The organism is Streptomyces sp. NPDC086835 (assembly GCF_044745705.1).
Taxonomy (GTDB): Bacteria; Actinomycetota; Actinomycetes; order Streptomycetales; family Streptomycetaceae; genus Streptomyces.
Genome location: NZ_JBIVAU010000010.1, coordinates 73,261 through 99,240, shown reverse-complemented (window position 1 = coordinate 99,240; position 25,980 = coordinate 73,261). Strand labels below are relative to the sequence as shown.

The 25,980-nt window shown below is 71.7% G+C and carries 24 protein-coding genes and 1 tRNA gene; 8 read left to right on the top strand and 17 right to left on the bottom strand.

Going from position 1 to position 25,980, the window contains the following annotated elements; genetic code table 11:
- Window positions 1-88: 88 nt before the first annotated feature.
- Window positions 89-2,980 carry a LuxR C-terminal-related transcriptional regulator gene (locus ACIPJI_RS28360; protein WP_402249631.1) on the bottom strand — a complete coding sequence of 964 codons (2,892 nt, stop codon included), beginning with the start codon at window positions 2,978-2,980 and terminating at the stop codon, window positions 89-91.
- Window positions 2,981-3,115: 135 nt separating this feature from the next.
- On the opposite strand from ACIPJI_RS28360, the gene ACIPJI_RS28355 reads away from it, so the two are divergent.
- The 6 genes from ACIPJI_RS28355 (at window position 3,116) to ACIPJI_RS28330 (ending at window position 11,427) form a co-directional block, all read left to right on the top strand.
- Complete coding sequence (locus ACIPJI_RS28355; RefSeq protein WP_307707288.1) at window positions 3,116-3,853, top strand: response regulator transcription factor; 738 nt, start codon at window positions 3,116-3,118, stop codon at window positions 3,851-3,853.
- Window positions 3,846-5,543 (top strand): ATP-binding protein, encoded by a 1,698-nt coding sequence (locus ACIPJI_RS28350; protein ID WP_402249629.1) that lies wholly within the window; start codon window positions 3,846-3,848, stop codon window positions 5,541-5,543. The genes ACIPJI_RS28355 and ACIPJI_RS28350 overlap by 8 nt, the downstream gene beginning before the upstream one ends.
- Window positions 5,544-5,569: 26 nt before the next feature.
- Window positions 5,570-6,850 (top strand): glycosyltransferase, encoded by a 1,281-nt coding sequence (locus tag ACIPJI_RS28345; protein WP_402249627.1) that lies wholly within the window; start codon window positions 5,570-5,572, stop codon window positions 6,848-6,850.
- Window positions 6,847-8,943 carry an ArnT family glycosyltransferase gene (locus ACIPJI_RS28340; RefSeq protein ID WP_402249625.1) on the top strand — a complete coding sequence of 699 codons (2,097 nt, stop codon included), beginning with the start codon at window positions 6,847-6,849 and terminating at the stop codon, window positions 8,941-8,943. The genes ACIPJI_RS28345 and ACIPJI_RS28340 overlap by 4 nt, the downstream gene beginning before the upstream one ends.
- A 71-nt stretch (window positions 8,944-9,014) precedes the next feature.
- Window positions 9,015-10,523, top strand: a complete 1,509-nt coding sequence (locus tag ACIPJI_RS28335; RefSeq protein ID WP_356622291.1) for an MFS transporter — start codon at window positions 9,015-9,017, stop codon at window positions 10,521-10,523.
- Between the two features lie 136 nt (window positions 10,524-10,659).
- The gene (locus ACIPJI_RS28330) at window positions 10,660-11,427 is read left to right on the top strand and encodes a TetR/AcrR family transcriptional regulator (RefSeq protein ID WP_356622290.1); all 768 of its coding nucleotides are present in this window, start codon (window positions 10,660-10,662) and stop codon (window positions 11,425-11,427) included.
- 38 nt (window positions 11,428-11,465) lie between these two features.
- On the opposite strand, the gene ACIPJI_RS28325 is transcribed toward ACIPJI_RS28330, so the two are convergent.
- The 4 genes from ACIPJI_RS28325 to ACIPJI_RS28310 all read right to left on the bottom strand — a co-directional run bounded on the left by ACIPJI_RS28325 (window position 11,466) and on the right by ACIPJI_RS28310 (window position 15,865).
- The gene (locus ACIPJI_RS28325; RefSeq protein ID WP_402249622.1) at window positions 11,466-11,933 is read right to left on the bottom strand and encodes a PPOX class F420-dependent oxidoreductase; all 468 of its coding nucleotides are present in this window, start codon (window positions 11,931-11,933) and stop codon (window positions 11,466-11,468) included.
- 10 nt (window positions 11,934-11,943) lie between these two features.
- On the bottom strand, window positions 11,944-12,756 hold the full coding sequence (locus ACIPJI_RS28320) for a YceI family protein (protein WP_402249621.1): 813 nt from the start codon (window positions 12,754-12,756) through the stop codon (window positions 11,944-11,946).
- 167 nt (window positions 12,757-12,923) lie between these two features.
- Window positions 12,924-15,395, bottom strand: coding sequence for an MFS transporter (locus tag ACIPJI_RS28315; RefSeq protein ID WP_402249620.1), 2,472 nt, complete (start codon window positions 15,393-15,395; stop codon window positions 12,924-12,926).
- Window positions 15,396-15,409: 14 nt separating this feature from the next.
- Window positions 15,410-15,865, bottom strand: a complete 456-nt coding sequence (locus tag ACIPJI_RS28310) for a MarR family winged helix-turn-helix transcriptional regulator (protein WP_356622286.1) — start codon at window positions 15,863-15,865, stop codon at window positions 15,410-15,412.
- A 202-nt stretch (window positions 15,866-16,067) separates the two neighbouring features.
- Between ACIPJI_RS28310 and ACIPJI_RS28305 the strand changes: the two genes are divergently transcribed.
- A complete protein-coding gene (locus ACIPJI_RS28305; protein WP_402249618.1) occupies window positions 16,068-16,289 on the top strand; it encodes a hypothetical protein in 222 nt (73 codons plus the stop codon).
- Between the two features lie 40 nt (window positions 16,290-16,329).
- Here ACIPJI_RS28305 and ACIPJI_RS28300 read toward each other — a convergent pair whose 3' ends face one another.
- The 10 genes from ACIPJI_RS28300 to ACIPJI_RS28255 form a co-directional block, all read right to left on the bottom strand.
- Complete coding sequence (locus tag ACIPJI_RS28300; RefSeq protein ID WP_402249616.1) at window positions 16,330-17,112, bottom strand: hypothetical protein; 783 nt, start codon at window positions 17,110-17,112, stop codon at window positions 16,330-16,332.
- Window positions 17,113-17,197: 85 nt separating this feature from the next.
- Window positions 17,198-18,055 carry an RNA polymerase sigma factor SigF gene (locus ACIPJI_RS28295; RefSeq protein ID WP_037774269.1) on the bottom strand — a complete coding sequence of 286 codons (858 nt, stop codon included), beginning with the start codon at window positions 18,053-18,055 and terminating at the stop codon, window positions 17,198-17,200.
- Window positions 18,056-18,289: 234 nt separating this feature from the next.
- On the bottom strand, window positions 18,290-19,132 hold the full coding sequence (locus tag ACIPJI_RS28290; protein ID WP_037776580.1) for an RNA polymerase sigma factor SigF: 843 nt from the start codon (window positions 19,130-19,132) through the stop codon (window positions 18,290-18,292).
- Window positions 19,133-19,308: 176 nt separating this feature from the next.
- Window positions 19,309-19,602 carry a Dabb family protein gene (locus ACIPJI_RS28285; protein WP_356622283.1) on the bottom strand — a complete coding sequence of 98 codons (294 nt, stop codon included), beginning with the start codon at window positions 19,600-19,602 and terminating at the stop codon, window positions 19,309-19,311.
- 79 nt (window positions 19,603-19,681) lie between these two features.
- Window positions 19,682-19,846 (bottom strand): hypothetical protein, encoded by a 165-nt coding sequence (locus ACIPJI_RS28280; protein ID WP_167306839.1) that lies wholly within the window; start codon window positions 19,844-19,846, stop codon window positions 19,682-19,684.
- A gap of 412 nt (window positions 19,847-20,258) precedes the next feature.
- Entirely contained in the window at window positions 20,259-22,076 is a 1,818-nt protein-coding gene (locus tag ACIPJI_RS28275; protein WP_402249613.1) for an FG-GAP repeat domain-containing protein, read from the bottom strand.
- 234 nt (window positions 22,077-22,310) lie between these two features.
- Window positions 22,311-22,395: transfer RNA gene (locus tag ACIPJI_RS28270), tRNA-Ser, on the bottom strand.
- 92 nt (window positions 22,396-22,487) lie between these two features.
- Window positions 22,488-22,928 (bottom strand): tRNA adenosine(34) deaminase TadA, encoded by a 441-nt coding sequence (gene tadA / locus ACIPJI_RS28265; RefSeq protein ID WP_402249611.1) that lies wholly within the window; start codon window positions 22,926-22,928, stop codon window positions 22,488-22,490.
- Between the two features lie 89 nt (window positions 22,929-23,017).
- On the bottom strand, window positions 23,018-23,554 hold the full coding sequence (locus ACIPJI_RS28260; RefSeq protein WP_356622280.1) for a hypothetical protein: 537 nt from the start codon (window positions 23,552-23,554) through the stop codon (window positions 23,018-23,020).
- A gap of 152 nt (window positions 23,555-23,706) precedes the next feature.
- Window positions 23,707-23,889 carry a hypothetical protein gene (locus ACIPJI_RS28255; protein ID WP_307707273.1) on the bottom strand — a complete coding sequence of 61 codons (183 nt, stop codon included), beginning with the start codon at window positions 23,887-23,889 and terminating at the stop codon, window positions 23,707-23,709.
- A gap of 143 nt (window positions 23,890-24,032) precedes the next feature.
- Here ACIPJI_RS28255 and upp point away from each other — a divergent pair, with 143 nt between their 5' ends.
- Complete coding sequence (gene upp / locus ACIPJI_RS28250; RefSeq protein ID WP_307707272.1) at window positions 24,033-24,668, top strand: uracil phosphoribosyltransferase; 636 nt, start codon at window positions 24,033-24,035, stop codon at window positions 24,666-24,668.
- Between the two features lie 90 nt (window positions 24,669-24,758).
- On the opposite strand, the gene ACIPJI_RS28245 is transcribed toward upp, so the two are convergent.
- Together ACIPJI_RS28245 and ACIPJI_RS28240 are read right to left on the bottom strand one after the other, a co-directional pair.
- Entirely contained in the window at window positions 24,759-25,382 is a 624-nt protein-coding gene (locus tag ACIPJI_RS28245) for a LytR C-terminal domain-containing protein (RefSeq protein ID WP_356622279.1), read from the bottom strand.
- A gap of 171 nt (window positions 25,383-25,553) precedes the next feature.
- Window positions 25,554-25,850, bottom strand: coding sequence for a type II toxin-antitoxin system VapB family antitoxin (locus tag ACIPJI_RS28240; protein WP_003955420.1), 297 nt, complete (start codon window positions 25,848-25,850; stop codon window positions 25,554-25,556).
- Between the last annotated feature and the right edge of the window lie 130 nt (window positions 25,851-25,980).

Sequence of the window (25,980 nt, the reverse complement as noted above, 5' to 3'; positions counted from 1 at the left end):
ACGGATACGCGTCGGTCGGCCAGTGGCTGGAACCTACGGCCAGATCCCGGACACGCCTATACGGGTACCGGGCGCTACGGATACCTGATTAACCCCTGGCCGACCGGTGGTTCGTCCCATTGGTCAGCGTTTGCGGCATCGGGGCGGCGGAGTTCACGGCTCGCGTCTCCGCGAGGTCCTGCCGGGACTGTGTGCCGAGTTTGCGCATGGCTCTGGCGACGTGCTGCTCCACGGTGCGCGGCGAAAGATGCAAGGTCGTCGCGATCTCCCGGTTCGTCAGGCCGGTCGCCGCGAGTTCGGCGACCTCGCGCTCCCGGGGGGAGAGCTGGTCCCCGTACGAGGGTCTGCCCGGCGGCCGGACCTCCCTGGCGGGCTGATGGGAGCGGAGCAGGGCACGGGAGCGAGCGGCGTCCCATACGGCGCCGAGGTCCGAGAACTGCTGTGCGCAGGCGGTCAGTTCGGCGACGGCCTGTGTCTTGAAACCGTCGGCGTCGCGCGGCCGGGGGACGGTCGCCTCCTCGCCCGCTCCGGCGGCCCCGCACACGTCCGCGCGGTCCATGCCGCCCCTGCCGTCCGTACCGGCCTCGCCCGGTCCGTCCGGCGCCGTGCCGCCGATACGGTCCACGACCGGCTCCGCCGCGCCGGCGCTCAGGGCGCAGCGGGCGGCGGACTCGGAGGTCAGGGCATGGGCGTAGGGCCGGGGCAGCGCCGCGTAGTCGGCCGCGGCCCGCCGGTAGAGGGGTACGGCTTCCGCCGCCCTGCCGTCGGTCTCCGCCAGCACCGCGCGCGACCAGGTCAACGCCGCTGACGCCGCGGGGGAGTCCCGGCCGGTGAGCCCGGCGGCGAAGTCGTCCACCATGGACTGCGCCGCCGCCCGGTCGCCCGCTCGTGCCGTGGCCTCCACGGCCCAGGGCGCCAGCTCCGCGGCCCACACCCACACACCCTTCGCCGCCATGCCCGCCCATGCCTTCCTGGCCTCCGCGGCGGCGGCGGGCAGTTCCTGGCGGGCCAGCGCGAGACGGATCAGCGCGCCGGACGTCGCCGCGGCCAGCGGTGGCGCCGCGTGCTCGGGCGAGGGGCCGTCGGGACCGGACAGCCACGCCAGGGCGTTCCCCCACTCCCCCTGCGCCAGGGCGAGCAGCCCGCGGACCATGCGCGCGTCGGCGCAGATGACCGGCATGTCGGAGGTCGCGGTCACGAAGGTCTCGCACCGCTCGGCGAGCCCTGCCCACCGGCCGGTGAACCACTCCAGCAGCAGCCGGGCGCCGAGTGCCGTGTGCTGGGTGTACGGGGAGCCGCTCTTCGCGGACAGTTCGAGACCTTCGGTCAGAAGCTCTTCCGCCCGCTCGTGGTAGCCGAGCCACACCGCGGAGTCGGCCGCGTTGCACAGGCCCCGTGCCGCGTGCTGGCGGGTCCGCGGGTCGGGGTTGTCCGTGGGCAGCGCCCGTACCAGTTCCCACGCCTTCGGGTCGCCGCAACTCATGGCGAGGCCGGCCCGGTTGGCGGCGACGGCCGTGCGGACGGCCTCGTCGCCGCTGTCCGCCGCGGCCTCCGCCGCGCCTTCCAGCCAGGCCCGGTGCACGTCGATGGAAGAGCCGGGCCAGTAGGGCATGGCGAGCGCCGACATCGCACGGGCGGACAGGTCGGGCCGGGCGTCCCGCAGTTCGGCGGCGGCGCGTTCCAGTTCACGCCAGCCCTGGCCGCTCATGCCGACCTGGTTGCACAGCAGCAGTCCCAGATCGAGCCGAAGCTCGCCGCGCACGGTGGCGGGCAGGGCCTGGTCCTCGACGATCTGCCCCAGCACCTCGACGGTCTGGTCGGAGCGCAGGCCGAGAACCGCGCTGCGGGCCAGGAGCGGCGCCAGCCTGGCGCGGGTCTGGGGCGGGACGGAGGGGGAGGCCAGTGTCTGTTCCAGCAGGTGGATCGCGTCCTGGTGCCGGCTCGCCTCCGCCGCCTCCCGCGCGGCGTGCTCCACCGCGCGCAGCCACCCCCGGACCCTTCCGCCGGCGTGGTGGTGGCGGGCCAGCGCCGTCCACGGGACGGGTTGTCTGCGCGCCAGCACGTCGGCCGCCCGCCCGTGCAGTTCCTGCCGTACGGGCCCCGGCACGGACCCGTGCACGGCGACGGCCGCGAGCGGGACGGGAAGTCCGTAGCGGTCCTCCCCCGACTCCGTCAGGGCGGCGCCGGCGAGCGCGCTGAGCAGCGCCTCCCTGCCGAGGGCCTGCCCCAGTCCCGACACGGCGACGAGTTCGTCGCGGGTCACCGGCTCGCCCAGTGCGGCGGCGGCCCAGACGATCGGCCGGTGCTCCGGCGGCAGGGCGGCCGTCCGGCCGAGGCTCAGGTCGGCCAGCCGCACGGGCACGCCCGCGGCGTCCACGTCGGCGGCCGTGCACCGCTGCCGGGTGCTGTCGCGCAGCACCGCGAGCAGGTCGACGACGACCTGCGCGACTCCGCCGGAGCGCTCGTGCAGCCGCGCCACCGCCTCTGCCGTGCAGCGCTCACCGAGGGCGGCCGTCGCGGCCTGCCGGACCTCTGCCTGGGTCCACGGCCGTATTCGGTGCCGCAGGACGGCCAGAGCGGGCGGGTAGCGGGGCGGTGGGGCCCCCAGCGGAAGACCGGGGGCGGCCAGTTCCTCGGGGCGGTAGGCGATCACTGCGGCCAGTCCCGGCCGGGGCTGCTCCAGAAGCCGGTGGAGCCTGCGCAGTTCCTCCGGGTCCGCGCGGTGCACGTCGTCCACGATCAGCAGAACGGGCCGGTCCCCGGCCTGCTCCGCCGGCTCCGGCACGGTCCCGGCCTCGCCGGGCGTCCACCGCAGGCAGGCCGCTCCGGTGCCCTCGGTGAGTCCGGTCAGCTCTTCGACGAGGCGGCTCTTGCCCGTACCGGCGGGGCCCTCCAGCAGCACGAGGACGGGCGCGGCGCCGTTCCCGGCGAGTGTCCGCCGCAGCCGTAGCCGCCAGAAGGATTCGTGTGCCGTGCCCACGCCGACCGCCTTCAGACTTCCGGTTCCGCTCCCTGTGCGACCCCCGGATGTTTCCGTTGACTCAGCCGCACCTTCTCAGGGAATTCACAGGTTCGGGAAAGAAGCCTCTCAGGGCAATGTCACAGCCTGGTGAACATGACCACGACCTCGCCCCAGGGGCGCACCGAAATGCTCAGGCCGGACGGCAGCCCCGTGCGGGTGCTCGTCGTGGACGACGAGGCGCCGCTGAGCGAGCTGCTGTCGATGGCCCTGCGGTACGAGGGCTGGGAGGTGCGCAGCGCCGGCGACGGCGTGGGCGCGGTGCGTACGGTGCGGGAGTTCAGGCCGGACGCCGTGGTGCTCGACATCATGCTGCCGGACATGGACGGGCTCGCCGTCCTCGGCCGGCTGCGGCGTGAGGTGCCGGACGTGCCCGTCCTGTTCCTGACGGCACGGGACGCCGTCGAGGACCGGATCGCGGGCCTCACGGCCGGCGGTGACGACTACGTGACCAAGCCGTTCTCGCTGGAGGAGGTCGTGGCACGGCTGCGCGGCCTGATCCGGCGGTCCGGCACGGCGGCCGTGCGCAGCGAGTCGCTGCTCGCGGTGGGGGACCTGACGCTCGACGAGGACAGCCACGAGGTGACCCGCGGCGGGCAGTCGATCCACCTGACCGCGACGGAGTTCGAGCTGCTGCGCTATCTGATGCGCAATCCGCGCCGTGTACTGAGCAAGGCGCAGATACTGGACCGGGTGTGGAGCTACGACTTCGGGGGACAGGCCAACGTCGTCGAGCTCTACATCTCCTATCTGCGGCGGAAGATCGACGCGGGCCGCCCGCCGATGATCCACACACGGCGCGGCGCGGGGTATCTGATCAAGCCCGGTGAGTGAGGTGACACCGCGGCGGCCGTGGTCGCTGCGGGCACGGCTGGTGGTCTCTGCGGTGCTGCTGATCGCCGTGGTGGGAACGGTGATCGGCACGGTCACCACGATCGCGTTCCGCACCTATCTGTACGGTCAGCTGGACGCTCAGTTGACGGCCGTGTCGATGCGGGCGTCGGGGCCGTCGGCGACGGAGGCGAAGCGGCCGCCGGACATGCCGCGCATGGGGCCGCTGGACTTCGTGACCGGCGGCGGCACACCCGTCGGGACGGTGGGCGCGGTCGTCGAGGACGACGGCGCCGTGGTCCGGGCCGTGGCGAGCACCCAGGTGGAGCCTTCCGGGCCCGAACCGACCGAGAGCGTGCTCGACGCGGCGCAGACCGAGGCGCTGGCCGCCGTGGTGCGCGACGGGAAGCCGCACACCGTGGACCTGCCGGGAATGGGCGGGTACCGGGTGACCTACGCCGACGGTGTGCGCGGCACCTTCCTCGTCGGCGTCCCCACCGAGGACGTGCGGGACGCGCTCGGGACGCTCGTGCTGGTCGAGGTGTGCGTCACCGGTGCGGGGCTGGTCGCCGCCGGGATCGCGGGCGCGGGCATGGTCGGGATGGCCCTGCGTCCGCTGCGGCGGGTCGCCGCGACCGCGAGGCGGGTGTCGGAACTGCCGCTGCACAGCGGCGAGGTGGCCCTGCTCGAGCGGGTGCCGGAAGCGGAGGCGGATCCGCGGACCGAGGTCGGGCAGGTGGGGGCGGCGCTGAACCGCATGCTCGGCCACGTCGGTTCGGCGCTGGCGGCACGGCAGCAGAGCGAGACACGGGTGCGGCAGTTCGTCGCGGACGCCAGTCATGAGCTGCGCACACCGCTGGCGTCGATCCGCGGGTACGCCGAACTGACGCGGCGGAGCGGGGAAGGGGACGCGGCCGGTCCGGACACCCGGCACGCGCTGGGCCGTATCGAGGCCGAGGCGACGCGTATGACGGGGCTGGTGGAGGATCTGCTGCTGCTGGCCCGGCTGGATGCCGGGCGGCCGCTCTGCGCCGAGAGCACCGATCTCTCGCCGATCGTCGTGGACGCCGTCGCGGACGCGAGGGCGGCGGGACCCGGCCATGTGTGGCGGCTGGAGCTGCCGTCCCGGCCGGCGGCGGTCAAGGGCGACGCGCCCCGGATCCAGCAGGTCCTGGTCAACCTCCTCGCCAACGCCCGCACCCACACACCGCCGGGCACCACCGTCACGGCGCGCGTGCTCCTCACCGAGCCGGGCGCCGGCCCGGCTCGCGGCCGGACACCGGCATCCGCCGCTCCCCCGGCGGGCGGCCCGGCATCGACCGCCGCCGCTCCCCCGGCGTCCGGCCGGGCGCCGGCCGTCGTGCTCGAGGTCGAGGACGACGGGCCCGGCATCCCCGCGGACCTGCTGCCGCACATCTTCGAGCGCTTCGCCCGCGGCGACGCCTCCCGGTCGCGCCAGGCCGGCAGCACCGGCCTCGGACTCGCCATCGTGCACGCCGTCGTCGCCGCCCACGAGGGCACCGTGACGGTGCGGTCGGCACCGGGCCGGACCGTGTTCGCGGTCACGCTGCCCGCCGCCCCGGACTCGCCCGAACCTGCCCTCCGCCCTGCCGCCCCGGGGTCGCCCCGCCCTGCCGTCCGGCCCGCCGCCACCGGCTCACAGACGGAGCACAGGCTGATCACACGGCCGTGACAGCGGGCCCTTCGAGGGTCGTCGGTATGCGAACCGACACCCCATGGGGGACCCTGCCGGCCCGCGAGCATCTGCTCGCCGGCGCGGCCGCTCCGCCCGTACTCGATGTGGTGATCCCCGTCTTCAACGAGGAGGCCGATCTCGAACGGTGCGTGGTGCGGCTGCACGAGCACCTCACGCATACGTTCCCGTACGGATTCCGGATCACCGTCGCCGACAACGCGAGCACCGACCGTACGCCCGAGATCGCCGCCCGTCTGGAGGCCGGTATCGCCGAGGTGCGGGCGTGCCGGCTGGAGGAGAAGGGGCGGGGGCGGGCGCTGCGCACGGTGTGGTCGCACTCGGACGCGCCCGTGCTCGCCTACATGGACGTCGACCTGTCCACCGACCTGAACGCTCTCCTCCCGCTCGTCGCACCGCTGATCTCCGGCCACTCGGACCTGGCGATCGGCTCCCGGCTGGCACGCAGCTCCCGGGTGGTGCGCGGCCCGAAGCGGGAGTTCGTCTCGCGTGCCTACAACCTGATCCTCAAGTCGTCGCTGGCGGCGCGCTTCTCCGACGCGCAGTGCGGGTTCAAGGCCATCCGGCGGGACGTGGCGCAGCGGCTGCTGCCGATGGTCGAGGACACCGGATGGTTCTTCGACACCGAGCTGCTGGTGCTGGCGGAACGGGCCGGTCTGCGGATCCACGAGGTGCCGGTGGACTGGGTCGACGATCCCGACTCGAGCGTCCACATCGTCAGGACGGCCGCCGAGGACCTCAAGGGTGTCTGGCGGGTCGGGCGAGCGCTCGCGGTCGGGGCTCTCCCGCTGGACCGTCTCGCCCGGCCCTTCGGCGACGACCCGCGTGACCGGGAGATCAGCGGCGTGCCCCGGGGGCTGGCCCGTCAACTCGTCGGCTTCTGCGTGGTCGGTGTGTTCTCGACGCTGCTGTTCCTGCTGCTGTATTCGCTGTTCCGTACCGGGGCGGGGCCGCAGACCGCCAACGCCGCCGCCCTTCTGCTCTCGGCGGTCGCCAACACCGCGGCCAACCGCCGGCTCACGTTCGGCGTGCGCGGCCGGAACCGCGCCGTCCGCCATCAGGCGCAGGGCCTGGTCGTGTTCGGCATCGGGCTCGCCCTGACCAGCGGTTCGCTCGCCGCCCTGGACGCGGCCGCGGGCGGTCCCTCCCACGGCACCGAGCTGGCCGTGCTCGTCGCGGCGAACCTTGCCGCGACCGCGCTGCGGTTCCTGCTCTTCCGGGCCTGGGTCTTCCCCGAACGGCACCGTGCCCACGACGACATGAGCGACATGAGGTACACCCGATGACCACGACCGTCCCGCCCGGCGGGCTCACCACGGCCGACGGCCCCGGGTACGCACACGTGCGGCCAGGACGACTCGCGAGGCTGTGGCGCGGCAGGGAGGCGGACGCCCGCTGGGTGCGGCCCGCGTTCCTCGCCCTGCTGGCCGCGACCGCGCTGCTCTACCTCTGGAACCTGAGCGCCTCCGGCTATGCCAACTCCTTCTACTCCGCGGCGGCGCAGGCCGGCAGCGAGAGCTGGAAGGCCTTCTTCTTCGGCTCCTTGGACGCGGCCGACTCGATCACCGTGGACAAGCCCCCGGCCGCGCTGTGGCCGATGGCCCTGTCCGTGCGGATCTTCGGCCTCGGCTCCTGGCAGATCCTCGTCCCCGAAGTGCTGATGGGGGTGGCGACCGTCGCGGTGCTGTACGCGGCGGTACGCCGGCGTTTCACGCCGGCGGCGGGGCTCGTCGCGGGTGCGGTGCTCGCCCTCACGCCTGTCGCCGCGCTGATGTTCCGCTTCAACAACCCGGACGCGCTCCTCGCTCTGCTGATGACGGTCACCGTGTACTGCGTGCTGCGGGCGCTCGAGAACGCGCGGACCGCGTGGCTGGTGTGGGCGGGCGTCGCGGTGGGCCTCGCGTTCCTGACCAAGACGCTTCAGGCGTTCCTGATCCTGCCGCCGCTGGCCCTGGTGTACGCGGTGTGCGCGCCGACTGCGTTGCGCCGCAGGTTCGGCCAACTCGCCCTGGCGGGCCTCGCGATCGTGGTCTGCGGCGGCTGGTGGCCGGCTGTCGTGGAGCTGTGGCCGAAGTCCTCGCGCCCGTACATCGGAGGCTCCCAGAACAACAGCTTCCTGGAACTGACCTTCGGCTACAACGGCCTCGGCCGGATCAACGGCGAGGAGACCGGCAGCGTCGGTGGCGGGGGAGGCGGCTGGGGCGAGACCGGTGCCGACCGGCTGTTCGCCGGGAACATCGGCGGTCAGATCTCCTGGCTGCTCCCCGCCGCCCTGCTCCTGCTCGTCGCGGCCCTCTTCCTGACCCGGCGGGCGGCGCGTACGGACACGGCCAGGGCCGCGTTCCTGGTCTGGGGCGGCTCGTTGCTGAGCACGGCCCTGATCTTCAGCTTCATGGCCGGGATCTTCCACGAGTACTACACGGTGGCGCTGGCGCCGTACATCGCCGCGCTCGTCGGCATGGGCGGCACGCTGTTGTGGGAGGAGCGCGCGAAGCCGCGCTGGTCGGCGCTGCTGGCGGCCACGGTGGCTCTTTCCGCGTGGTGGTCGTACGCGCTGCTGGGCCGGTCCGCCGACTACCTTCCGTGGCTGCGTACGGCGGTGCTGATCGGCGGCCTCGTCTCCGCGGCGGTCCTGCTGTTCGCGGTGCGGGCCGGCCGACGGGCGGCCGTGGCAGCCGCCGCACTCGGCGTCGTGGTGTTGCTGGCGGGCCCTGCCGCGTACTCGCTGACGACGGTGGGCGAGGGCCACGCGGGTTCCATCGTGACGGCGGGCCCCGCCGTGGCGGGGGGCCGGGGCGGCCCGGGCGGCGGCCCTGGCGGTGGCGCCGGCGACGGCGGCCGTGCGGGAATGCGGCCCCCCGGGGGAGCGGCGCAGGGCGCGGGCCCCGGCACGGCGGCGCCCCCGGCCGGCACGGGCCAGGCCCGACCCCAGGGCCAGGGTCCGGGCCAGGGCGGCTTCCCCGCCCGCGGCGAGACCGGTGCCCCCGGCGGAGGCGGCGGCATGGGCGGTCTCCTCGACGGGGCGGACGTCAGCGCCGAGGCCGAGTCCCTGCTGGAGCGGGACGCCGACGGCTACACCTGGGCGGCCGCCGCCATCGGCTCGCAGAACGCCGCGAGCTACCAACTCGCGACGGGCGAACCGGTGATGGCGATCGGCGGCTTCAACGGCAGCGACCCGTCCCCGACCCTCGCCCGGTTCAAGCAGTACGTGGCGGACGGGCGCATCCACTGGTTCATCGGCGGCGGTGCGGGGCCGGGCGGCGGGGCCGGCGGCCCTGGTGGCGGCTCGAGTTCGGCGATCAGCGCCTGGGTCCAGGAGACGTTCACCGAGGTCACGGTGGACGGCGTGACCTTCTACGACCTGACGACGGAGAAATAGCGCTGTACGGCGTACGGGAAACTCTTGTACGGTGTACGGGAACCTTCCCGTACACCGTACAAGGAGCTTGAATGACGGCAACGACGACCGAGACCAGTAAGGCCCCCTCCGGCGGCCACCCGCAGCGTTGGCTGATCCTCGGCGTCATCTGTCTCGCCCAGCTCACCGTGCTGCTCGACAACACCGTCCTGTCCGTGGCGATCCCGTCCCTCACGAGGGAGCTCCACGCCTCGACGGCCGACATCCAGTGGATGATCAACGCCTATTCGCTGGTCCAGTCGGGCCTGCTGCTCACCGCGGGCAACGCGGCGGACCGGTACGGCCGCAGGAAAATGCTCGTCTTCGGCCTGGCCCTGTTCGGCATCGGCTCGCTCGCCGCCGGACTCGCCCAGACCTCCGGCCAGTTGATCGCGGCGCGTGCCGGCATGGGCGTGGGCGGGGCGCTGCTGATGACCACGACCCTCGCCGTCGTCGTGCAGGTCTTCGACGACACGGAGCGGGTGAAGGCGATCGCCCTGTGGTCGACCGTCAGCTCCCTCGGCTTCGCGGCCGGACCGCTGATCGGCGGCGTGATGCTCGAGCACTTCTGGTGGGGCGCGATCTTCCTGATCAACATCCCCGTGGCCGTGATCGGCCTGGTGGCGGTGCTCGTGATGGTGCCGGAGTCCAAGAACCCGCAGGGCGACCGGCCCGATCTGCTCGGCGCGGTGCTCTCCACGATCGGTATGACGGCCGTCGTGTACGCGATCATCTCGGGCCCGGACCACGGTTGGACCTCCACCCAGGTCCTGGCGTCGGCCGCCCTCGGTGCGCTCTTCCTCGGCGCCTTCGTGTTCTGGGAGCTGCGGATCCCGTACCCGATGCTCGACATGCACTTCTTCCGCAACCAGCGCTTCATCGGCGCGGTCGCCGGCGCCATCCTGGTGGCGTTCGGCATGACCGGTTCGCTCTTCCTGCTGACCCAGCACCTCCAGTTCGTGCTCGGGTACGGAGCCCTGGACGCCGGTCTTCGCACGGCCCCGCTGGCGCTCACGGTCGTCGCGCTCAACCTGACGGGCATCGGCGCCCGGCTGCTGCGGATCTTCGGGACACCGGTCACCATCGCTCTCGGCATGGCCCTGGTCTCCGGTGGCCTCGCCGCCATCGCGGTCCTCGGAGCCGACGGCTACAACGGGATGCTGCTCGGCCTGGTCGTCATGGGCGCCGGAGTGGCCCTGTCCATGCCGGCGATGGCCAACGCGATCATGAGCGCCATCCCGCCGGAGAAGGCGGGCGTGGGCGCGGGCATCAACGGCACCCTCGCCGAGTTCGGCAACGGCCTCGGCGTCGCCGTCCTGGGCGCCGTGCTCAACGCCCGCTTCGCCGCTCTCGTGCCTGCCGCCGTCGGAGCGAGCTCGCTGCCCGCCGCCCTGGCGGCGGCGGACGACGCCGCCGAGCGCGCTTCCATCTCGGAGGCGTTCGCGTCGGGGCTGGAGACGAGCCAGCTGGTGGGCGCGGTGGCCGTGCTGGCCGGCGGTCTGCTGGCCGCGCTGCTGCTGCGGCGGGCCGAGCGGGCGGACCCTCCCGCGGCGGCGGCCTGACACGGCCGGGCGGCCACGGTGCTGTGCCGCACAGGGCACAGCACCGTGGCACAGCTCAGCGGCATAGCATCGGAGGCGGGCGGACCGGAGCGTTCCGGCACCGCCCGTCCGGCCGGAAGAACCGAGAGGGTGTGCGATGGCGAGTACGACCGACCGCACGAAGAGCCCCATGCGGACCAGTGTCTGGCTGGAGGGCAAGGCGGACCGCGGGCGCAGGTCGGCACAGCCGGCCGGACTGGACCGCGACAAGATCATCGACGCCACGGTCCGGCTCCTGGACGCCGAGGGCGCGGCCCGGTTCTCCATGCGGAAGCTGGCCGCCGAGCTGAACGTCACCGCGATGTCGGTCTACTGGTACGTCGACACCAAGGACGACCTGCTGGAGCTGGCGCTCGACGCGGTCTTCGGAACCGTGCCACTGCCGGACACGGACGCGGGCGACTGGCGCGATCAGCTCCGCGCCCTCGCCGCCGGGTACCGGGCACTGCTGGTCCGGCACCCGTGGGTGTCGCCGCTGATCGGGACGTATCTGAACATCGGTCCGCACTCGATGGCCTTCTCGCGGGCGGCCCAGCAGATCGTGCGCAACACCGGTCTGCCGCCCCACGGGCAGATGGGAGGCATCTCCGCGGTCTTCCAGTTCGTCTACGGATTCGGCACCATCGAGGGCCACTTCATCGAGCGCTGCGCGGCGGCCGGGCTCAACCAGGACGAGTACTTCCGCGAGGCCATGGGGACGATCCGCGAACGGCCGCAGTACCGCGAGACGTTCGCGCAGGCCGACGAGCTGATGGAGGCGCGCGGGGGAGACACCGTGGAGGAGATGCGGGAGCGGGACTTCGGATTCGCGCTCGATCTCCTGATCGCGGGCATCGAGGCGATGGTGGAGCGGTCGAAGGCGTAGCCCGCCGGCCCGCAGCCGGCCGGCCCCCCGGGAGCCGGTCAGTCCTCGTCGAACCGCGCCGGGAAGCCGCCCGTGGCGATGGGGCCCCACCGCTCCGGCGTGACGCGGATGATCGACTTGCCCTGCTTCCGCATCGCCTTGCGGTACTCGTCCCAGTCCGGGTGCTCACCGGAGATGTTGCGGAAGTACTCGACGAGCGGCTCCACCGACGCGGGGGAGTCGATCACCTCCGCGGTGCCGTCGACCTGCACCCACGGCCCGTTCCAGTCGTCCGACAGCACGATCACACTGACGCGTGCGTCCCGCTTGGCGTTGCGTGTCTTCGCCCGCTCCGGGTAGGTCGAGACGACGATCCGTCCCGAGTCGTCCACACCGCAGGTGAGCGGCGAGCCCTGCGGGGACCCGTCCGCGCGGCGCGTCAGCAGGATCGCGCGGTGTCGGGTCCGTACGAATTCCAGCAACTGCTCGAGTTCCACCCTGGTGTTGGTGGCGATCTGTCGTGCCATGGCCGGCACCTTACGGGAGTTCGCCGCCCTGAACGGCCTGGATGTCCAGCTCCACCTTCAGCGTCGTCCCGATGGCGGAGATGCCCGTCTGCACCATCTGGTTGTAGTGCATGGCGAAGTCGTCGCGGTGCAGTTCCGCCGTGGCGTGGAAGGCGGCGCGCACCCCGCCCCACGGGTCGGGGCCGGTACCCAGGTAGCTCAGGTCCAGGTCGACCTCGCGGACGACGCCGTGCAGCGACAGCTCGCCCCGCACCGTCCAGCGGTCGGGCCCGGCCGCGGTCACGGCGGTGGACCTGTAGGTGATCTCGGGAAAGCGCTCGACGTCCAGGAAGTCCGCCGACCGCAGGTGCTTGTCCCGCAGCCCGTTGCCCGTGTCGATGGACGCGGCCGAGATCATCGCGTCGACCCGGGAACGCTCCGCGTCCTCCGCGATCTCGATCCGTCCGCCGAACTCGGTGAAGCGCCCGCGCACGCTGGAGATCCCGAGGTGCTGCGCCACGGCGCCCACCGACGAGTGCGCCGGGTCGAGCGACCAGGTGCCGGGCGGAGGCAGCTCCACCCCGGCCTGGCGGGACAGCACCACTGTGCCGGCGTCCACCCGTCCGCTCGCCGTGACCAGCGCGGTCGACGCCACCGGCGCGTACCCGAGAGCCGTCACGATCACCGTGTACGGCCCGGCCGGCAGGTCGGTCGTGTCGCTCACCGCGCCGTCCGCGCCTGCCGGTGCCCGCAGCACCTGGGTGCCGGTCATGTCCGTCACGGTGACGACCGCGTGCTGGACGGCCCAGCCGTCGCGGGTCCGTACCTGTGCGTGAAGTCCCATGCCCATCGATCCCGTTTCTGTGTCCGGCCCTCACGGCCGTAGGAAGTGTTCGGGCCCCGGGCGGGGCGACCGGCCGTCCCCTGCCTGCCGCCCCGTCTCCGGGGCCCCTCTCCGCCGGGCGGGCGGCTCGTCTCCGCCGAGAACGAGGCGCCCGGGCCCGGGGGCTGTTACTCGCCCGGGTGGGCGAGTTCGATGTCGTGACCGTCGACGCCGCGGCCGGTCACGGTCAACTGACCGGCCACCGGCGGGTATCCGGTCGCGATGACCGAGTACTCGCCCGCGTCCAGGTCGGCGAAGGCGTACGCCCCGTCGTCGCCGGTGGTCGCCGTGGCGACCACGTTCCCGGCGGCGTCCACGAGGGTCACCCGGGCGTCGGTCAGCGGCAGGCCCGCGGCCCCGCGGACCACACCCCGCACGACGGCGCCGGACCGAAGCACCGCCTCGATCCGGGTCACGCCCTGGCCGCCGATCTCCACGGGCAGCGCGAGCGGCCGGTAGCCGGGGGCGTTCACCGCGACGGTCACCGAGCCCGGCACGAGCTCGGCGAAGGCGAACTCGCCCTGCTCCGTGCTCGTCCCGGTGGCGAGCACATCGCCACGCACGTCCGTGACGACGACCATGGCGCCTTCGACGGGGCTGCCGCCGTCGGCCGCCCGCACCACTCCGCCGAGGCCGCTCGTCCCGGCGAGCAGGATGTCGTACACCAGCGGCTCGTCCGTGACGTTCACCGTGGAGGCCTGCGGCTGGAAACCGTCGGCCGAGGCGATCAGCACATACGATCCGGCGCCCGGCGCGTCCAGCGTGTAGCTGCCGTCCCCCTGGGCGACGGAGCGGCCGAGCTGCCGGCCGGCCGGCGAGATCAGCGTGACGGCGGCCCGGGGCACCGCGGCGCCCTCGGAGCCGCGCACCACTCCACGTACCGCGACACCGGAGGCGACGGAGGTGCCCGGCTCGGTCGCGACGGCCTGCGCCGGGGCGGGAGCCGTGGCGGTGGCGAGCGTCTTTGGTGCCTCGGAGGCGGTGACGGTCTCCTTCGCGTGCTTCGCCTCGGCGTCCGACGAGCTGCTCTTCAGCGCGACCTCCTTGATGAAGAGCGTCACCAGGAAGGCGACGAGCGCGAAGGGAGCGGAGTACAGGAAGATGTCGGCGACCCCGTGCCCGTACGACGTCTCCATCACCGTGCGGATGGGGACCGGCAGCTTGTCCAGGTCGGGAATGCCACCGCCGCCCGTGCCGCCGTGACCCAGCGCCTCACCCCGCGGGCCGAGCTCGGCGAGCCCGTCCTTGACGTAGTGCGTGACCCGGTTGGCCATGACCGCGCCGAGCGCGGAGACGCCGATCGCGCCTCCGAGGGACCGGAAGAAGGTGACGACCGAGCTGGCCGCGCCGAGGTCCGAGGGGTCGACCTGGTTCTGGGTGCAGAGCACCAGGTTCTGCATCATCATGCCGAGTCCGAGGCCCATCAGGACCATGAAGACCGCGATGTGCCAGTACTCGGTGTCGTAGCGGATGGTGCCCAGCAGACCGAGGCCCGCCGTCACCAGGGCGCCGCCCGTGACCAGCCAGGCCTTCCAGCGGCCGGTCCTGGTGATGATCTGGCCGGAGACGGTCGACGAGACGAAGAGACCGCCGATCATCGGGATCGTCAGCACACCGGACATGGTCGGCGACTCGTCCCGCGCCAGCTGGAAGTACTGGCTGAAGAACACCGTGCCGGCGAACATGGCGACGCCGACGAAGAGCGAGGCCAGCGAGGCCAGCGTGATCGTGCGGTTGCGGAACAGCCGCAGCGGGATGATCGGTTCGCTCGCCTTCGACTCCACGAGGAGGAAGAGCGCGCCGAGGACCACGGAACCGCCGACCATCGCGCCGGACTGCCACGAGCTCCAGTCGTACTTGTCGCCGGCGAAGGTCACCCACACCAGCAGCAGCGAGACGGCGGCGCTGATGAAGAACGCGCCCGACCAGTCGACCTTCACCTGCCGCTTGACCACGGGCAGCTTGAGGGTCTTCTGCAGTACGAGCAGGGCGATCAGCGCGAACGGTACGCCGACGTAGAAGCACCAGCGCCAGCCCAGCCACTCGGTGTCGGTGATGACGCCGCCGAGCAGCGGGCCGCCGACGGTCGCGACTGCGAAGACGGCACCGATGTATCCGCTGTAGCGGCCCCGCTCGCGGGGGGCGATCATCGCGGCCATCACGATCTGCGCGAGGGCGGACAGACCGCCGACGCCGATGCCCTGGATCACCCGGCAGGCGATCAGCATGCCGGAGTTCTGCGAAAGTCCGGCGACGACCGAACCCAGTACGTAGATGAGCAGCGATATCTGGACCAGCAGCTTCTTGGAGAAGAGGTCCGAGAGCTTGCCCCACAGCGGGGTGGTCGCGGTCATCGCCAGCAGCGAGGCGGTGACGACCCAGGTGTAGGCGCTCTGCCCGCCGCCGAGGTCGGTGATGATCTCCGGCAGGGCGTTGGAGACGATCGTCGACGACAGGATGGCGACGAACATCCCGAGCAGCAACCCGGACAGTGCCTCCATGATCTGCCGGTGCGTCATCGGCGCCCCGCCGTCGAAGGCGGATCCACCGCCGTGCTTGGCGTGGCCGCCCCGCACACCGTTCGGTGTGGTCGTAGCCATGAACTTCCTTTTCTTCATACGTGTGTACGGGTGGCGTGGGCCCGGCAGTCCCCGACGGATTCGCGGAGTCGGGCCAGCATCGCGTTCAGCTGTCCGACTTCTTCGTCGGACCAGTCCCCCAGGTAGTGGGCGAACATGTCCGTGGTCCGGCGACCGAGGTCGTCGAGCAGGTCCCTGCCCGCCGGGGTGAGCCGCAGGATGCGGGACCGTCGGTCCTCCGGGTCGGGCGACCGCTCCAGCCAGCCGCGCTCCACCACATGGGCCACATGCCGGCTGGTGACGGACATGTCGACGGCCATCAGCTCGGCGAGGCGGCCCATCCGCATCTCTCCGTGCCGGCCGATCAGCGACAGCACCGCGGCGGACCCGGAAGGGCACTCGGCGGGCAGTATCCGCGAGAGGCTCCGTTTCACGGCCCCGACTGCGCTTATCTGCCGGGCCAGCTCCTCGTAATGACTCCGCTCGGCCAAGGCCCCTCCCAGCTTTTCGTTGCTTAGGGCAACGATAGAAGCCGTTGGTTGCTACAGGCAAATGAAAACGGGCCTGAACGGGTAAAGGAAGCCAAAAGGCTTTGCATATGCGGAGTCATGGGCGGGTCATGTCCTTCTCGGAGCCCACCGGCCGCCCGCCCGGGGTTGGGGCCGTCGACGCCGTTCGCTAGGGTCCTGCCCCATGGCACACAACCCCCATGCTCCCCAAGGCCAGGGCCCCGAGGGCAACTACGACCCCGCGGGCAGCACCCAGATGTTCCGCGCTTTCGTCGACGAAGGCGCCCCGCAGGGCCGCGCGGCGGCGACGCCCGCGGCGACGTCCTCCTCGCGCGTCGGCCTCATCGTCGGCGTCGTCGCGGCACTCGTCATCCTCGGCGCGGTCGCCTGGCTCGCCCTCGCCTAGAACCTGTCAGCCGGAACCCGTCCGGACCGGGCGGGCCCGGTCACTTCCATGTCGCGGTGACGTCCTGGGTCTCGATGTGCATGCCCAGGGGCACCCGCCAGGCGTCCACGCAGACCGTGTACGCCTGCTTCCGCACGGCTGCGGGCGCGATCGGCGCGGGCAGGGCCTGACGGGACTCGCGCGTGGCCCAGTCGACGCCGAGCGCGCCGATGATGTGGGTGGCGAAGGTGACGGTGCCGGACACGGCCGCGGTGCCGCCGGTGTTGCGGAACTCCACGGTGACCTTCTCGCACCAGCGCCGGTCGAGGGCCTCGCGGACGGGCTCGCCGAGCTGAAGCACGGCCGGGCCTGTGGGGCCCGGCTCCGGATCGGAGGGTGCCGGCGCAGGCGTGGACGGTGCCGGGGCGGGTGAGGCGCCGGGAGCGCCGCCGGAGCCCGGGGTCTGCTGCGGTCCGCCGCTCCCGGCAGGGCCGGTGCCGCTTGTGCCGCTCGTACCGCTTGTGCCGTTCGCGGGCGGGCCGCCGGCGCCGCTCCGCGCGCGATCACTGCCGCCCTCCGGGCCGGTGGCCGGCCCGCCGGTGCCCTGTCGGGGTGCCTTCCCGGCCGCGCCCCCGGTCCCATCGCCGGCGGGTCCTTCGCTCCCGTCCAGCGGGGAGAGCGAGACCTTGCCCTTCGGCGGCACGGCAGCGGTGGGCGCACGGTCCGGTCCTGAGCCGGCGGCGCCGAGTGCCACGTCACCCTCGCCGCTGCCGCCGCACGCGGTCAGTGCTCCGCAGAGGCAGAGCGCCAACGCCACGATTGCTGGACCGGTTCGCCGTCGCATCGCGCCAGTGTGACTGACGACCCGTCAGGAAGGAACCTCTCGGTACCACTTCGAGACGGGCCGTACGCGGACGAAGCCCGGATCGTCAGTCGGCGATCAACCCTTCCCGCAGCTGCGCCAGCGTGCGGGTCAGCAGACGCGAGACGTGCATCTGCGAGATGCCGACCTCCTCGCCGATCTGCGACTGGGTCATGTTGGCGAAGAAGCGCAGCATGATGATCTGCCGCTCCCGCGGCGGCAGTTTGGCCAGCAGCGGCTTGAGGGACTCGCGGTACTCGACACCTTCCAGCGCCGAGTCCTCGTAGCCGAGGCGGTCCGCGAGCGAGCCTTCGCCGCCGTCGTCCTCGGGCGAGGGCGAGTCGAGCGAAGAGGCCGTGTAGGCGTTGCCCACGGCGAGGCCGTCGACGACGTCCTCCTCCGACACCCCCAGCACGGCGGCCAGTTCGGGAACGGTCGGGGAGCGGTCCAGTTTCTGGGCGAGCTCGTCGCTCGCCTTGGTGAGTGCGAGGCGCAGCTCCTGGAGCCGGCGCGGGACCCGCACCGACCACGAGGTGTCACGGAAGAAGCGCTTGATCTCGCCCACGACCGTAGGCATCGCGAAGGTCGGGAACTCCACGCCCCGCTCGCAGTCGAAGCGGTCGATCGCCTTGATCAGGCCGATCGTGCCGACCTGGACGATGTCCTCCATCGGTTCGTTGCGGCTGCGGAACCGCGCCGCGGCGTACCGGACGAGCGGGAGGTTGAGCTCGATGAGGGTGTCGCGCACGTAGGTGCGCTCCGGGCTGTCGTCGGCCGCGCCCTCGCTGTCCAGGGCGCGAAGCCGCAGGAACAGGGAGCGGGAGAGAGTGCGGGTGTCGATGGCTTCCGAGCTGCCGGGCACGACGGGTGCGGGCGCGCTTGGAGCGCGAGTGAGCACCTTCGAGCTGCCCTGTTCTACGGACATGCCACCCCCTTGAGGTCGCGGACGGTCGCGGTGGCCGCGACCGTCTGAGGAACGCAGCCTCCACCTGAATACCGGCGGCGAGGCTGCGGCAAACGCGGTTCCAGCAGAATGTCACATGTCGGCAACACGCTGTAGTGACATGTCGACAAGTATCGCGCAAAAATGCCCAGTAAACAGGGGGTGTAAGGCTTTTGAGGCCCCGTCAGCGGCTCAAGTGTGCTCTACCCGTTCGAGCTACGCTTCGATCCTGTTTGCGGAACGAAGTCGAGCGAAACTTCTCGCCAGCAGTCGCGACACATGCATCTGGGAGACGCCGAGTTCCTGACTGATCTGCGACTGTGTCAGGTTGCTGTAGTAGCGGAGCATCAGGATCCGCTGTTCGCGCTCGGGCAGCTGGACGAGGAGATGGCGCACCAGATCGCGGTGTTCGACGCCGGCCAGCGCCGGATCCTCGTAGCCGAGCCGGTCCAGCAGCCCCGGCATGCCGTCGCCCTCCTGGGCCGCCTCCAGCGACGTCGCGTGGTACGAACGGCCGGCCTCGATACAGGCCAGCACCTCGTCCTCGCCGATCTTCAGCCGCTCGGCGATCTCGGCGGTCGTGGGGGATCTGCCGTGGGCGGTGGTCAGGTCCTCGGTGGCCCCGTTCACCTGCACCCACAGCTCGTGGAGGCGCCGCGGCACGTGCACGGTGCGCACGTTGTCGCGGAAGTACCGCTTGATCTCGCCCACCACCGTGGGCATCGCGAACGTCGGGAACTGCACGCCGCGGTCCGGGTCGAACCGGTCGATGGCGTTGATCAGCCCGATCGTGCCGACCTGGACCACGTCCTCCATCGGTTCGTTGCGGCTGCGGAACCGGGCGGCGGCGTACCGCACGAGCGGGAGGTTGGCCTCGATGAGCGCGGCGCGCACCCTGGAGTGTTCCGCGGTCCCCGCCTGGAGCCCCTTGAGGCGGCCGAACAGCACCTGGGTCAGAGCCCGGGTGTCCGCGCCGCGCCTCTGCGGCCTCGCGGCAGGGGCGGTGTCGTCCGGCCTCTCGTTCTGAGGTGGCACCTGAGGCGCAGTACTGGCCGACACGGTCAAGCCACCCCTTTGCGGTCATTTTCGGTCAACTCATCCGTCAAAAGCGGTCATAGCATCACAAGACATGTCCACTGTGTGCAAGCACCCGATAACGCCGTGTTGACGTCCTGCTGGGATGGAAAACCGACAAGCCCCCCGCCCTGGTGGGCGAGGGGCTCGTGGAGGGGCCTTCAGAACTCGTAGTCGGCGATCACCCACGTGGCGAACTCACGCCACTGTGCGGCGGCCGCCTGGTGGGCCGGATGCTCGATGTACCGCTTCAGCGCGTCCTTGTCGGCCACGGCCGAGTTGATGGCGAAGTCGTAGGCGATCGGCCGGTCCGTGATGTTCCAGGCGCACTCCCAGAACTCCAGCTCCGGTACGACCCCGTCCAGCTCCTGGAAGGCCTTCACTCCGGCGGCGACTCGGGGCTCGTCGCGCTCGACACCCTCGTTGAGCTTGAAGAGGACCAGATGGCGGATCAAGGGGCACTCCCTGGTTGGCCGGCAGGCCGGGGGCCTGGCCGGCGGATCTTGGCCGGGGGCCGCGATGCCTGGCGCGGCCCTAGTTGACGAGCTCGGTCATGAACTCTCCGACGCCCTGCGCGGCGCTCGAAATGCCCTCGAACCCTACCCCCACCAGGTCGGCCGCCCGGTCGGGGGAGTTGATGATCGTGTACAGGATGAAGACGACCACGACGTACACGGCTATCTTCTTGGCTTGCACCATCGGCCCCTGTCTCCCCTGCTGTCCTGCCCCTGGCGACGCGTCGCGTGAGTCTAGCCGAGCGCATTCGGACAGATTTTCCACGGCCAAGAGCCTGTTCCCCGTGCCCTTTTACGTGTGCGGCCGGGCGGAGCACCAGCCGCGGAGCCGCTCGCCGGCCCTTGCCACGGCACCCCCCGATCGCATGCCCGGCGCCGGGCGGACCGGCGTCCGGGCGTCAGAGGCTGCTCCCGGCGCATCCCGCCCGCAGGCGTCGGGTCCCCGGCGCCTTCAGCGGTGCCTGGAGATCCCTCTGCGGGCCGCGGCGGCCGACCGTGAGGCCCGGGCCCCCCGGAAAGGTCCGCGGCCACGACGAAGGCCCCGGTGCCGTGCACCGGGGCCTTCGACAAGAGCGGTAGCGGAGGGATTCGAACCTTCAGCTCATGTGGTTGTACGTGTTGCCTGTGTGGGCATCCGAGATCGTGCGGGCCTTGAAGGGCTTGGTGCGGTCACCTGTGCCGGAGTACAGGTAGACGGATTTCGAACCCGGGTGGTGCGCGAACAGATCGGCCTTGCCGTCGTGGTCGACATCTCCGGCACCGATGATCTGGGAGTATGCCTGCCAGCCGCCGCCGATCCTCGTGCGCTGGGTGTAGGTGCCGTCGCCTTTGCCGAGGTAGAGCCACAGGACGCCCCCCTTGTCGCGGGCGACGAGGTCCCCGGCGGGGCCTCCGGCGAGGTTGCCGACAGCGGCGAGCTGGTCGTAGGTGTTCCAGCCGGTGCCGATGCGCTTGCGGGGCTCGAAGGGGCGGGCGGTGTCGCCGGTGCTCTGGTAGAGCCAGAGGGCACCGGCCCTGTCCACGGCGACGACATCGGGTCGGCCGTCGCCACTGAGGTCGCTGCCGCCGGTGAGACGCGTGTACGTCTGCCAGCCTGAGCCGACCCGCACCCGCTTGGTGAAGCCGCCGTCCTCCCGGCCCTCGTACAGCCAGAGCACACCGTCCGTGTCGCGGGCGACGAGCTCGGGGGTGAAGCCGGGGCTGAGCGTTCCCGCGATGTCGCCGACGGACTCGATCTTGTCGTAGATCTGCCAGCCGCCACCGATCCGCGACCGCTGCTGTCCGTCCTTGGCGCTGTCGCGCCACAGTCCCCCGGAGGCGTCCCGGCCCAGCAGGTCGGCCAGACCGTTGTTGTCGAAGTCGTGCAGGGCGGAGGTGGGGGTGCCGGCGTGCGCGAGGAGCCGGACCGTCGGCCGGCCGTCCACGCCGGGCGTGACGCGGAAGATGCCCTCGCCCTGTGCGGCGCTGCCGCCCTGGACGATCTGGGCCGAGCCGTCAGGGGCGGCGCAGGTGGCGTCGACGCGGTCGAGGAACCTGAACGTCTCGCCGGTCTTCTTGTGGATGGCCGTCCCGCCGTAGATCACCCAGTCCCCGAGGAGGCTGATGCTCAGGCCCTTGCCTGCCGTGGTGCCGGGGACCGGGACGATCGTGTCGGCGCCGGTGGTCCGGTCGCGAACGACCACCCGGAGGGTGTTCGCGGCGGTGTCGTCCTCGACCCAGGCCAGACGGTTCCCGGAGACGACCCAGCTCCGCGCGTGGGACGGGTAGGGGTAGGTGAGGGTGGCGCTGCTCAGGTCGATGAGGCCGACACGTCGCTCGCCTTCCACGGTCCAGGTGCTGAGCAGGGCGTGCGTGGCGTCCCCCGGCCACACCCTGTCGAGTGAGGCGTTGTCCGCCAGGCCTTGCACGGCGCGGGGCTCGGCGTCCTTGGTCTGCAGCCACAGCTTCGGGCGCCCCCCGTGGGCGAACAGGGCCTGGCCCGCGGTACCGCCGTAGAAGGTGTCCAGAGCGTCGGGAACCGTCTGCATGCGGAACGACGTGCCGGTGGACATGTCCAGCGCCTCGGTCCCGAAAGTGTCGCTCGACGCCACGACCGTGTCCCCGGATGTTTCGGCGAAGCCCTCGATCTTGTAGAAGAGCGTGTCGCGTGTGGCGCCGCCCTCGTACGGGGTCCAGCGGAGCTTCCCGCTCTCCCCGCCGTGCTCGACGTACGTCAGGAAGCCTTTCACGCCGGCGGATGCCAGCCGAGCGCCGGGCACCGCCGGCAGCAGAGCGCTCGACCCCTCTGCCGCGACCGGGACCTCTGCCGCGGACACAGGGGTGGAGGTCAGCACGCCGGCCCCGAGGGTGGCGGCGAGAACAGCGGCGATCGAAGCGCCAAGACGGCGTCGTCGGCCGGAGCTTTGTGACAGCAAGGAACGATCCTCCTGGAGACCGGGCGGAACGCAGAGTGCTGCATCCCGCCCAATCCGACCACCGACCGGCCGAATTGGTTGCCCGGCAACCCGCAGCCGGACCGGCGAACCCGTTCGAGGTCGAGCCGCAGCCGGCCCGGCCGTTGGGCGCCGACCGGAGCGCTCGTGAAGGCCAACTGAGACGGAACGAGATGAAGGGTCGGTCCCGATCGGGACCGACCCTTCATCTACCAGCGGTAGCGGAGGGATTTGAACCCTCGGTGACTTGCGCCACACTCGCTTTCGAGGCGAGCTCCTTCGGCCGCTCGGACACGCTACCGGGAGAGAGCTTAGCCCAAGGTGGGCCGTGCTCTGAAATCGGTTATGGGCAAGCGTCCGCCGAGCATGTTCCTGACTGCCGGCGGGCCCTCCTCAGAGGTCGCCCGGCCGGTCCCGGAAGAACGCCGTGAGCTGCTTCGAGCACTCCTCGCCCAGCACCCCGCTCACGACTTCGGGCCGGTGGTTGAGCCGGCGGTCCCGTACGACGTCCCACAGGGAGCCCGCCGCGCCGGCCTTGTCGTCCCGCGCGCCGTAGACCACGCGTGCCACCCGGGATTGCACGATCGCGCCGGCGCACATCGTGCAGGGCTCCAAGGTCACGACAAGCGTGCAGCCGGTCAGCCGCCACTCGCCGAGGACGACGGCGGCCCTGCGGATGGCCAGCACCTCGGCGTGCGCCGTCGGATCGCCCGTCGCCTCTCGCTCGTTGTGTCCGACTGCGAGGATCGAGCCGTCCCCGGAGAGGAGGACGGCGCCGACCGGCACGTCACCGCCCTGCGCCGCGCGGTCCGCCTCGCCGAGGGCGAGGCGCATCGACGCCTCCCACGGACCGCGCACAGGGTCGTTCCCCGGCACCGGTTCCGACGTGCGCGCCGGTGCCTGTTCGTCTGCCGGAAGGGGCACTAGCGCACGGCCTCCAGTACCTCGGCCGCGCCGAGCGCGTCCGCGATCTCCGACAGCGCGTCCGTCTCCAGCGCCAGCAGCTCCTTCTCGGACATCCCGAGATCGGCGAGGATCTCGCGGTCCCCGGCCGGACCCGTCGGGACGGACTCGCCGGCCTGGGCGGGCAGATCCACCGTGTCGGTCCCGTCCTCCTCCGGTTCTCCGTCCTCCGTACCGTCGAGGTCCAGCGCATCGAGGTCGGCGGCAGGGTCGTCGTCGTCCCCGCCGAGCAGTTCGTTGGTGAGGATCTCCCCATAGGAGGAGCGTGCGGCAGCGGCCGCGTCCGAGACGAAGATCCGAGGGTCCTCCTCGCCCTCGACCCGGAGGACGCCGAACCAGGCGTCCTCCTGCTCGATGAAGACGAGGACCGTGTCCTCGTCCACCGAGGCTTCGCGGGCCAGGTCGGTCAGATCCGACAGGGTCTCCACATCGTCGAGCTCTGTGTCGCTCGCTTCCCACCCGTCATGAGTGCGCGCGAGCAGTGCGGCGAAGTACACCGTGACTCTCCCACTGATCAGAGGTGTGACGACCGGCGGCGCGTTCTTCGTTCGTGCCCCGCCCACTCGGAATCGTGGCAGAAAGAGGCGCGTTGCGAGAGGTCTTCCGTCGTTGCGTCGGCCATCAGTTCTTAAGGGGCTCATGGGACGGTCTACCAGCGGAAGGTCCGCATACGCATCTGCCGGCGCATCCGGGCCGCTCGGGCGCGTCGCGGCTGGACACGGTCGCGCAGCGCTTTGGCCTCGTTCAGTTCGCGCAGGAACTGGGCGCGTCGCCTGCGGCGCTCCCCGTCGGTCGCGATCTCCTGCTCCGGCTCCTGCTCCGGCTCCGGCATCGGCCACACCACCCCACGGCTGTATCCGTACTCCCCCCGGGACCTGTCCGCGGGCACTTCCTCGACCCTGCGGCCTGGGGAGACACCTCTCCACCTTCCCTCCGGAACCGTCCTTGATGCGAGTGCGGGCTACTGTTGAGGCCATGCGGATCCACGTCGTCGACCACCCGCTGGTGGCGCACAAACTCACAACGCTGCGCGACAGGCGCACCGACTCCCCCACCTTCCGGCGGCTCGCCGACGAGCTGGTCACCCTGCTCGCGTACGAGGCCACCCGGGACGTGCGCACCGAGCAGGTCGACATCCACACCCCGGTGACGGGCACGACCGGTGTGAAGCTGTCCCACCCGCGGCCGCTGGTGGTGCCGATCCTGCGGGCCGGCCTGGGCATGCTCGACGGCATGGTCCGGCTGCTGCCGACCGCCGAGGTGGGCTTCCTCGGGATGATCCGCAACGAGGAGACGCTCGAGGCCTCGACGTACGCGACGCGCATGCCGGAGGACCTCTCCGGGCGCCAGGTGTACGTGCTGGACCCGATGCTGGCGACGGGCGGGACGCTGGTCGCCGCGATCCGTGAACTGATCAAGCGCGGTGCGGACGATGTGACCGCGGTCGTGCTGCTCGCGGCGCCGGAGGGCGTCGAGGTGATGGAGCGCGAGCTGGCGGGCACGCCGGTGACCGTCGTGACCGCCTCGGTCGACGAGCGCCTGAACGAGAACGGGTACATCGTGCCCGGCCTCGGTGACGCGGGTGACCGCATGTACGGGACGGCCGAGTAGCGGTCGGTCAGTGATGCGGCCGACCGCGCCGCAGGACACCCGAAGGGCCGGAGAACTCCGGCCCTTCCGTCGTCCCTGGGGCGAGTCTCCCTAGCACTTGCCGGAAGGCGCCGGCTTCGGCTGCGACAGGGCCGCGAGGGCGACGTCCGCGCTCGCCTTCGCGTCGAGGGCCTTGAACGCGGTGCCGATGATGAAGTCGACGTCCGTGGTCCTGCGGGTGTCGGTCTTCGCCTGGAAGCCCTGGATCTGGGTGCCGAGCACCCGGAAGGCGCCGTCCTGGGCGGTGGACGCTCCGAGCAGCACGGCGGTGCCGGGGACCTTCTTGTCGTAGGCCACCGGCGCGTTCGCGACCTTGCCGATCTTGAAGCCACGTTTCTTCAGCTCGTCGGCCGTCGACTTGGCCAGGCCGGCGCGCGGCGTCGCGTTGTAGACGTTCACCGTGATCTGGCGGGGCAGCGGCGGCGGGGGTGCCGCGGAGGGGGAGGGGGCGGGCTTGCACCGCGTGCCGCCCCCGCTCGCGGAGGTCTTGGCGCCGCCGCCGGTGAACGCGTCGATGAGCTGCAGCGTCCCCCAGCCGGCGAGGCCCAGTGAGACCACCACGGCGACAGCCGCAAGGACGATCCTGCGGCGGTTCCGGGGGCGTCGCATTCGTGGGTACTTGTCGCCCGTGATGCGGTACTTTCCGCCCATGCCGGGGGGAGTCAGCATGCTCATGGGCGCAGCGTAGTGCGGTGCGGTGGCCATGCCTACTAAACGATCAGTTGATTGCGTCCGTACGGTGTCGAAAGGACCCCGAAAGGATCAGCAGCAGACCGTGGCCGACCACCCTTGTGGCGCCGCGGGCCGTCGCCGCGGCCGCCGGGGGCGGGGAGGGCGCCGGCCGGCTCAGCCCAGCTCGAGCACGCGGGCGTGCAGGACCTGACGCTGCTGAAGGGCCGCGCGCACGGCGCGGTGCAGGCCGTCCTCCAAATAGAGGTCGCCCTGCCACTTCACGACGTGGGCGAAGAGGTCCCCGTAGAACGTCGAGTCCTCTGCGAGCAGCGTCTCGAGATCCAGCTGTCCCTTGGTGGTCACGAGCTGATCGAGGCGGACCGGGCGCGGCGCGACATCCGCCCACTGCCGGGTGCTTTCCCGGCCGTGGTCGGGATACGGCCGCCCGTTACCGATGCGCTTGAAGATCACACGGAAAGCCTACCGGTCAAGAGGCTCATGGCGCAGCCATGGAACCGCGGTGCGATCTCATCAATACTTTGCAAACCGGGAAAATGGGTCTCTCGCTGATCTTCCCCGTCGGCATCGGAGCGACGTTTCC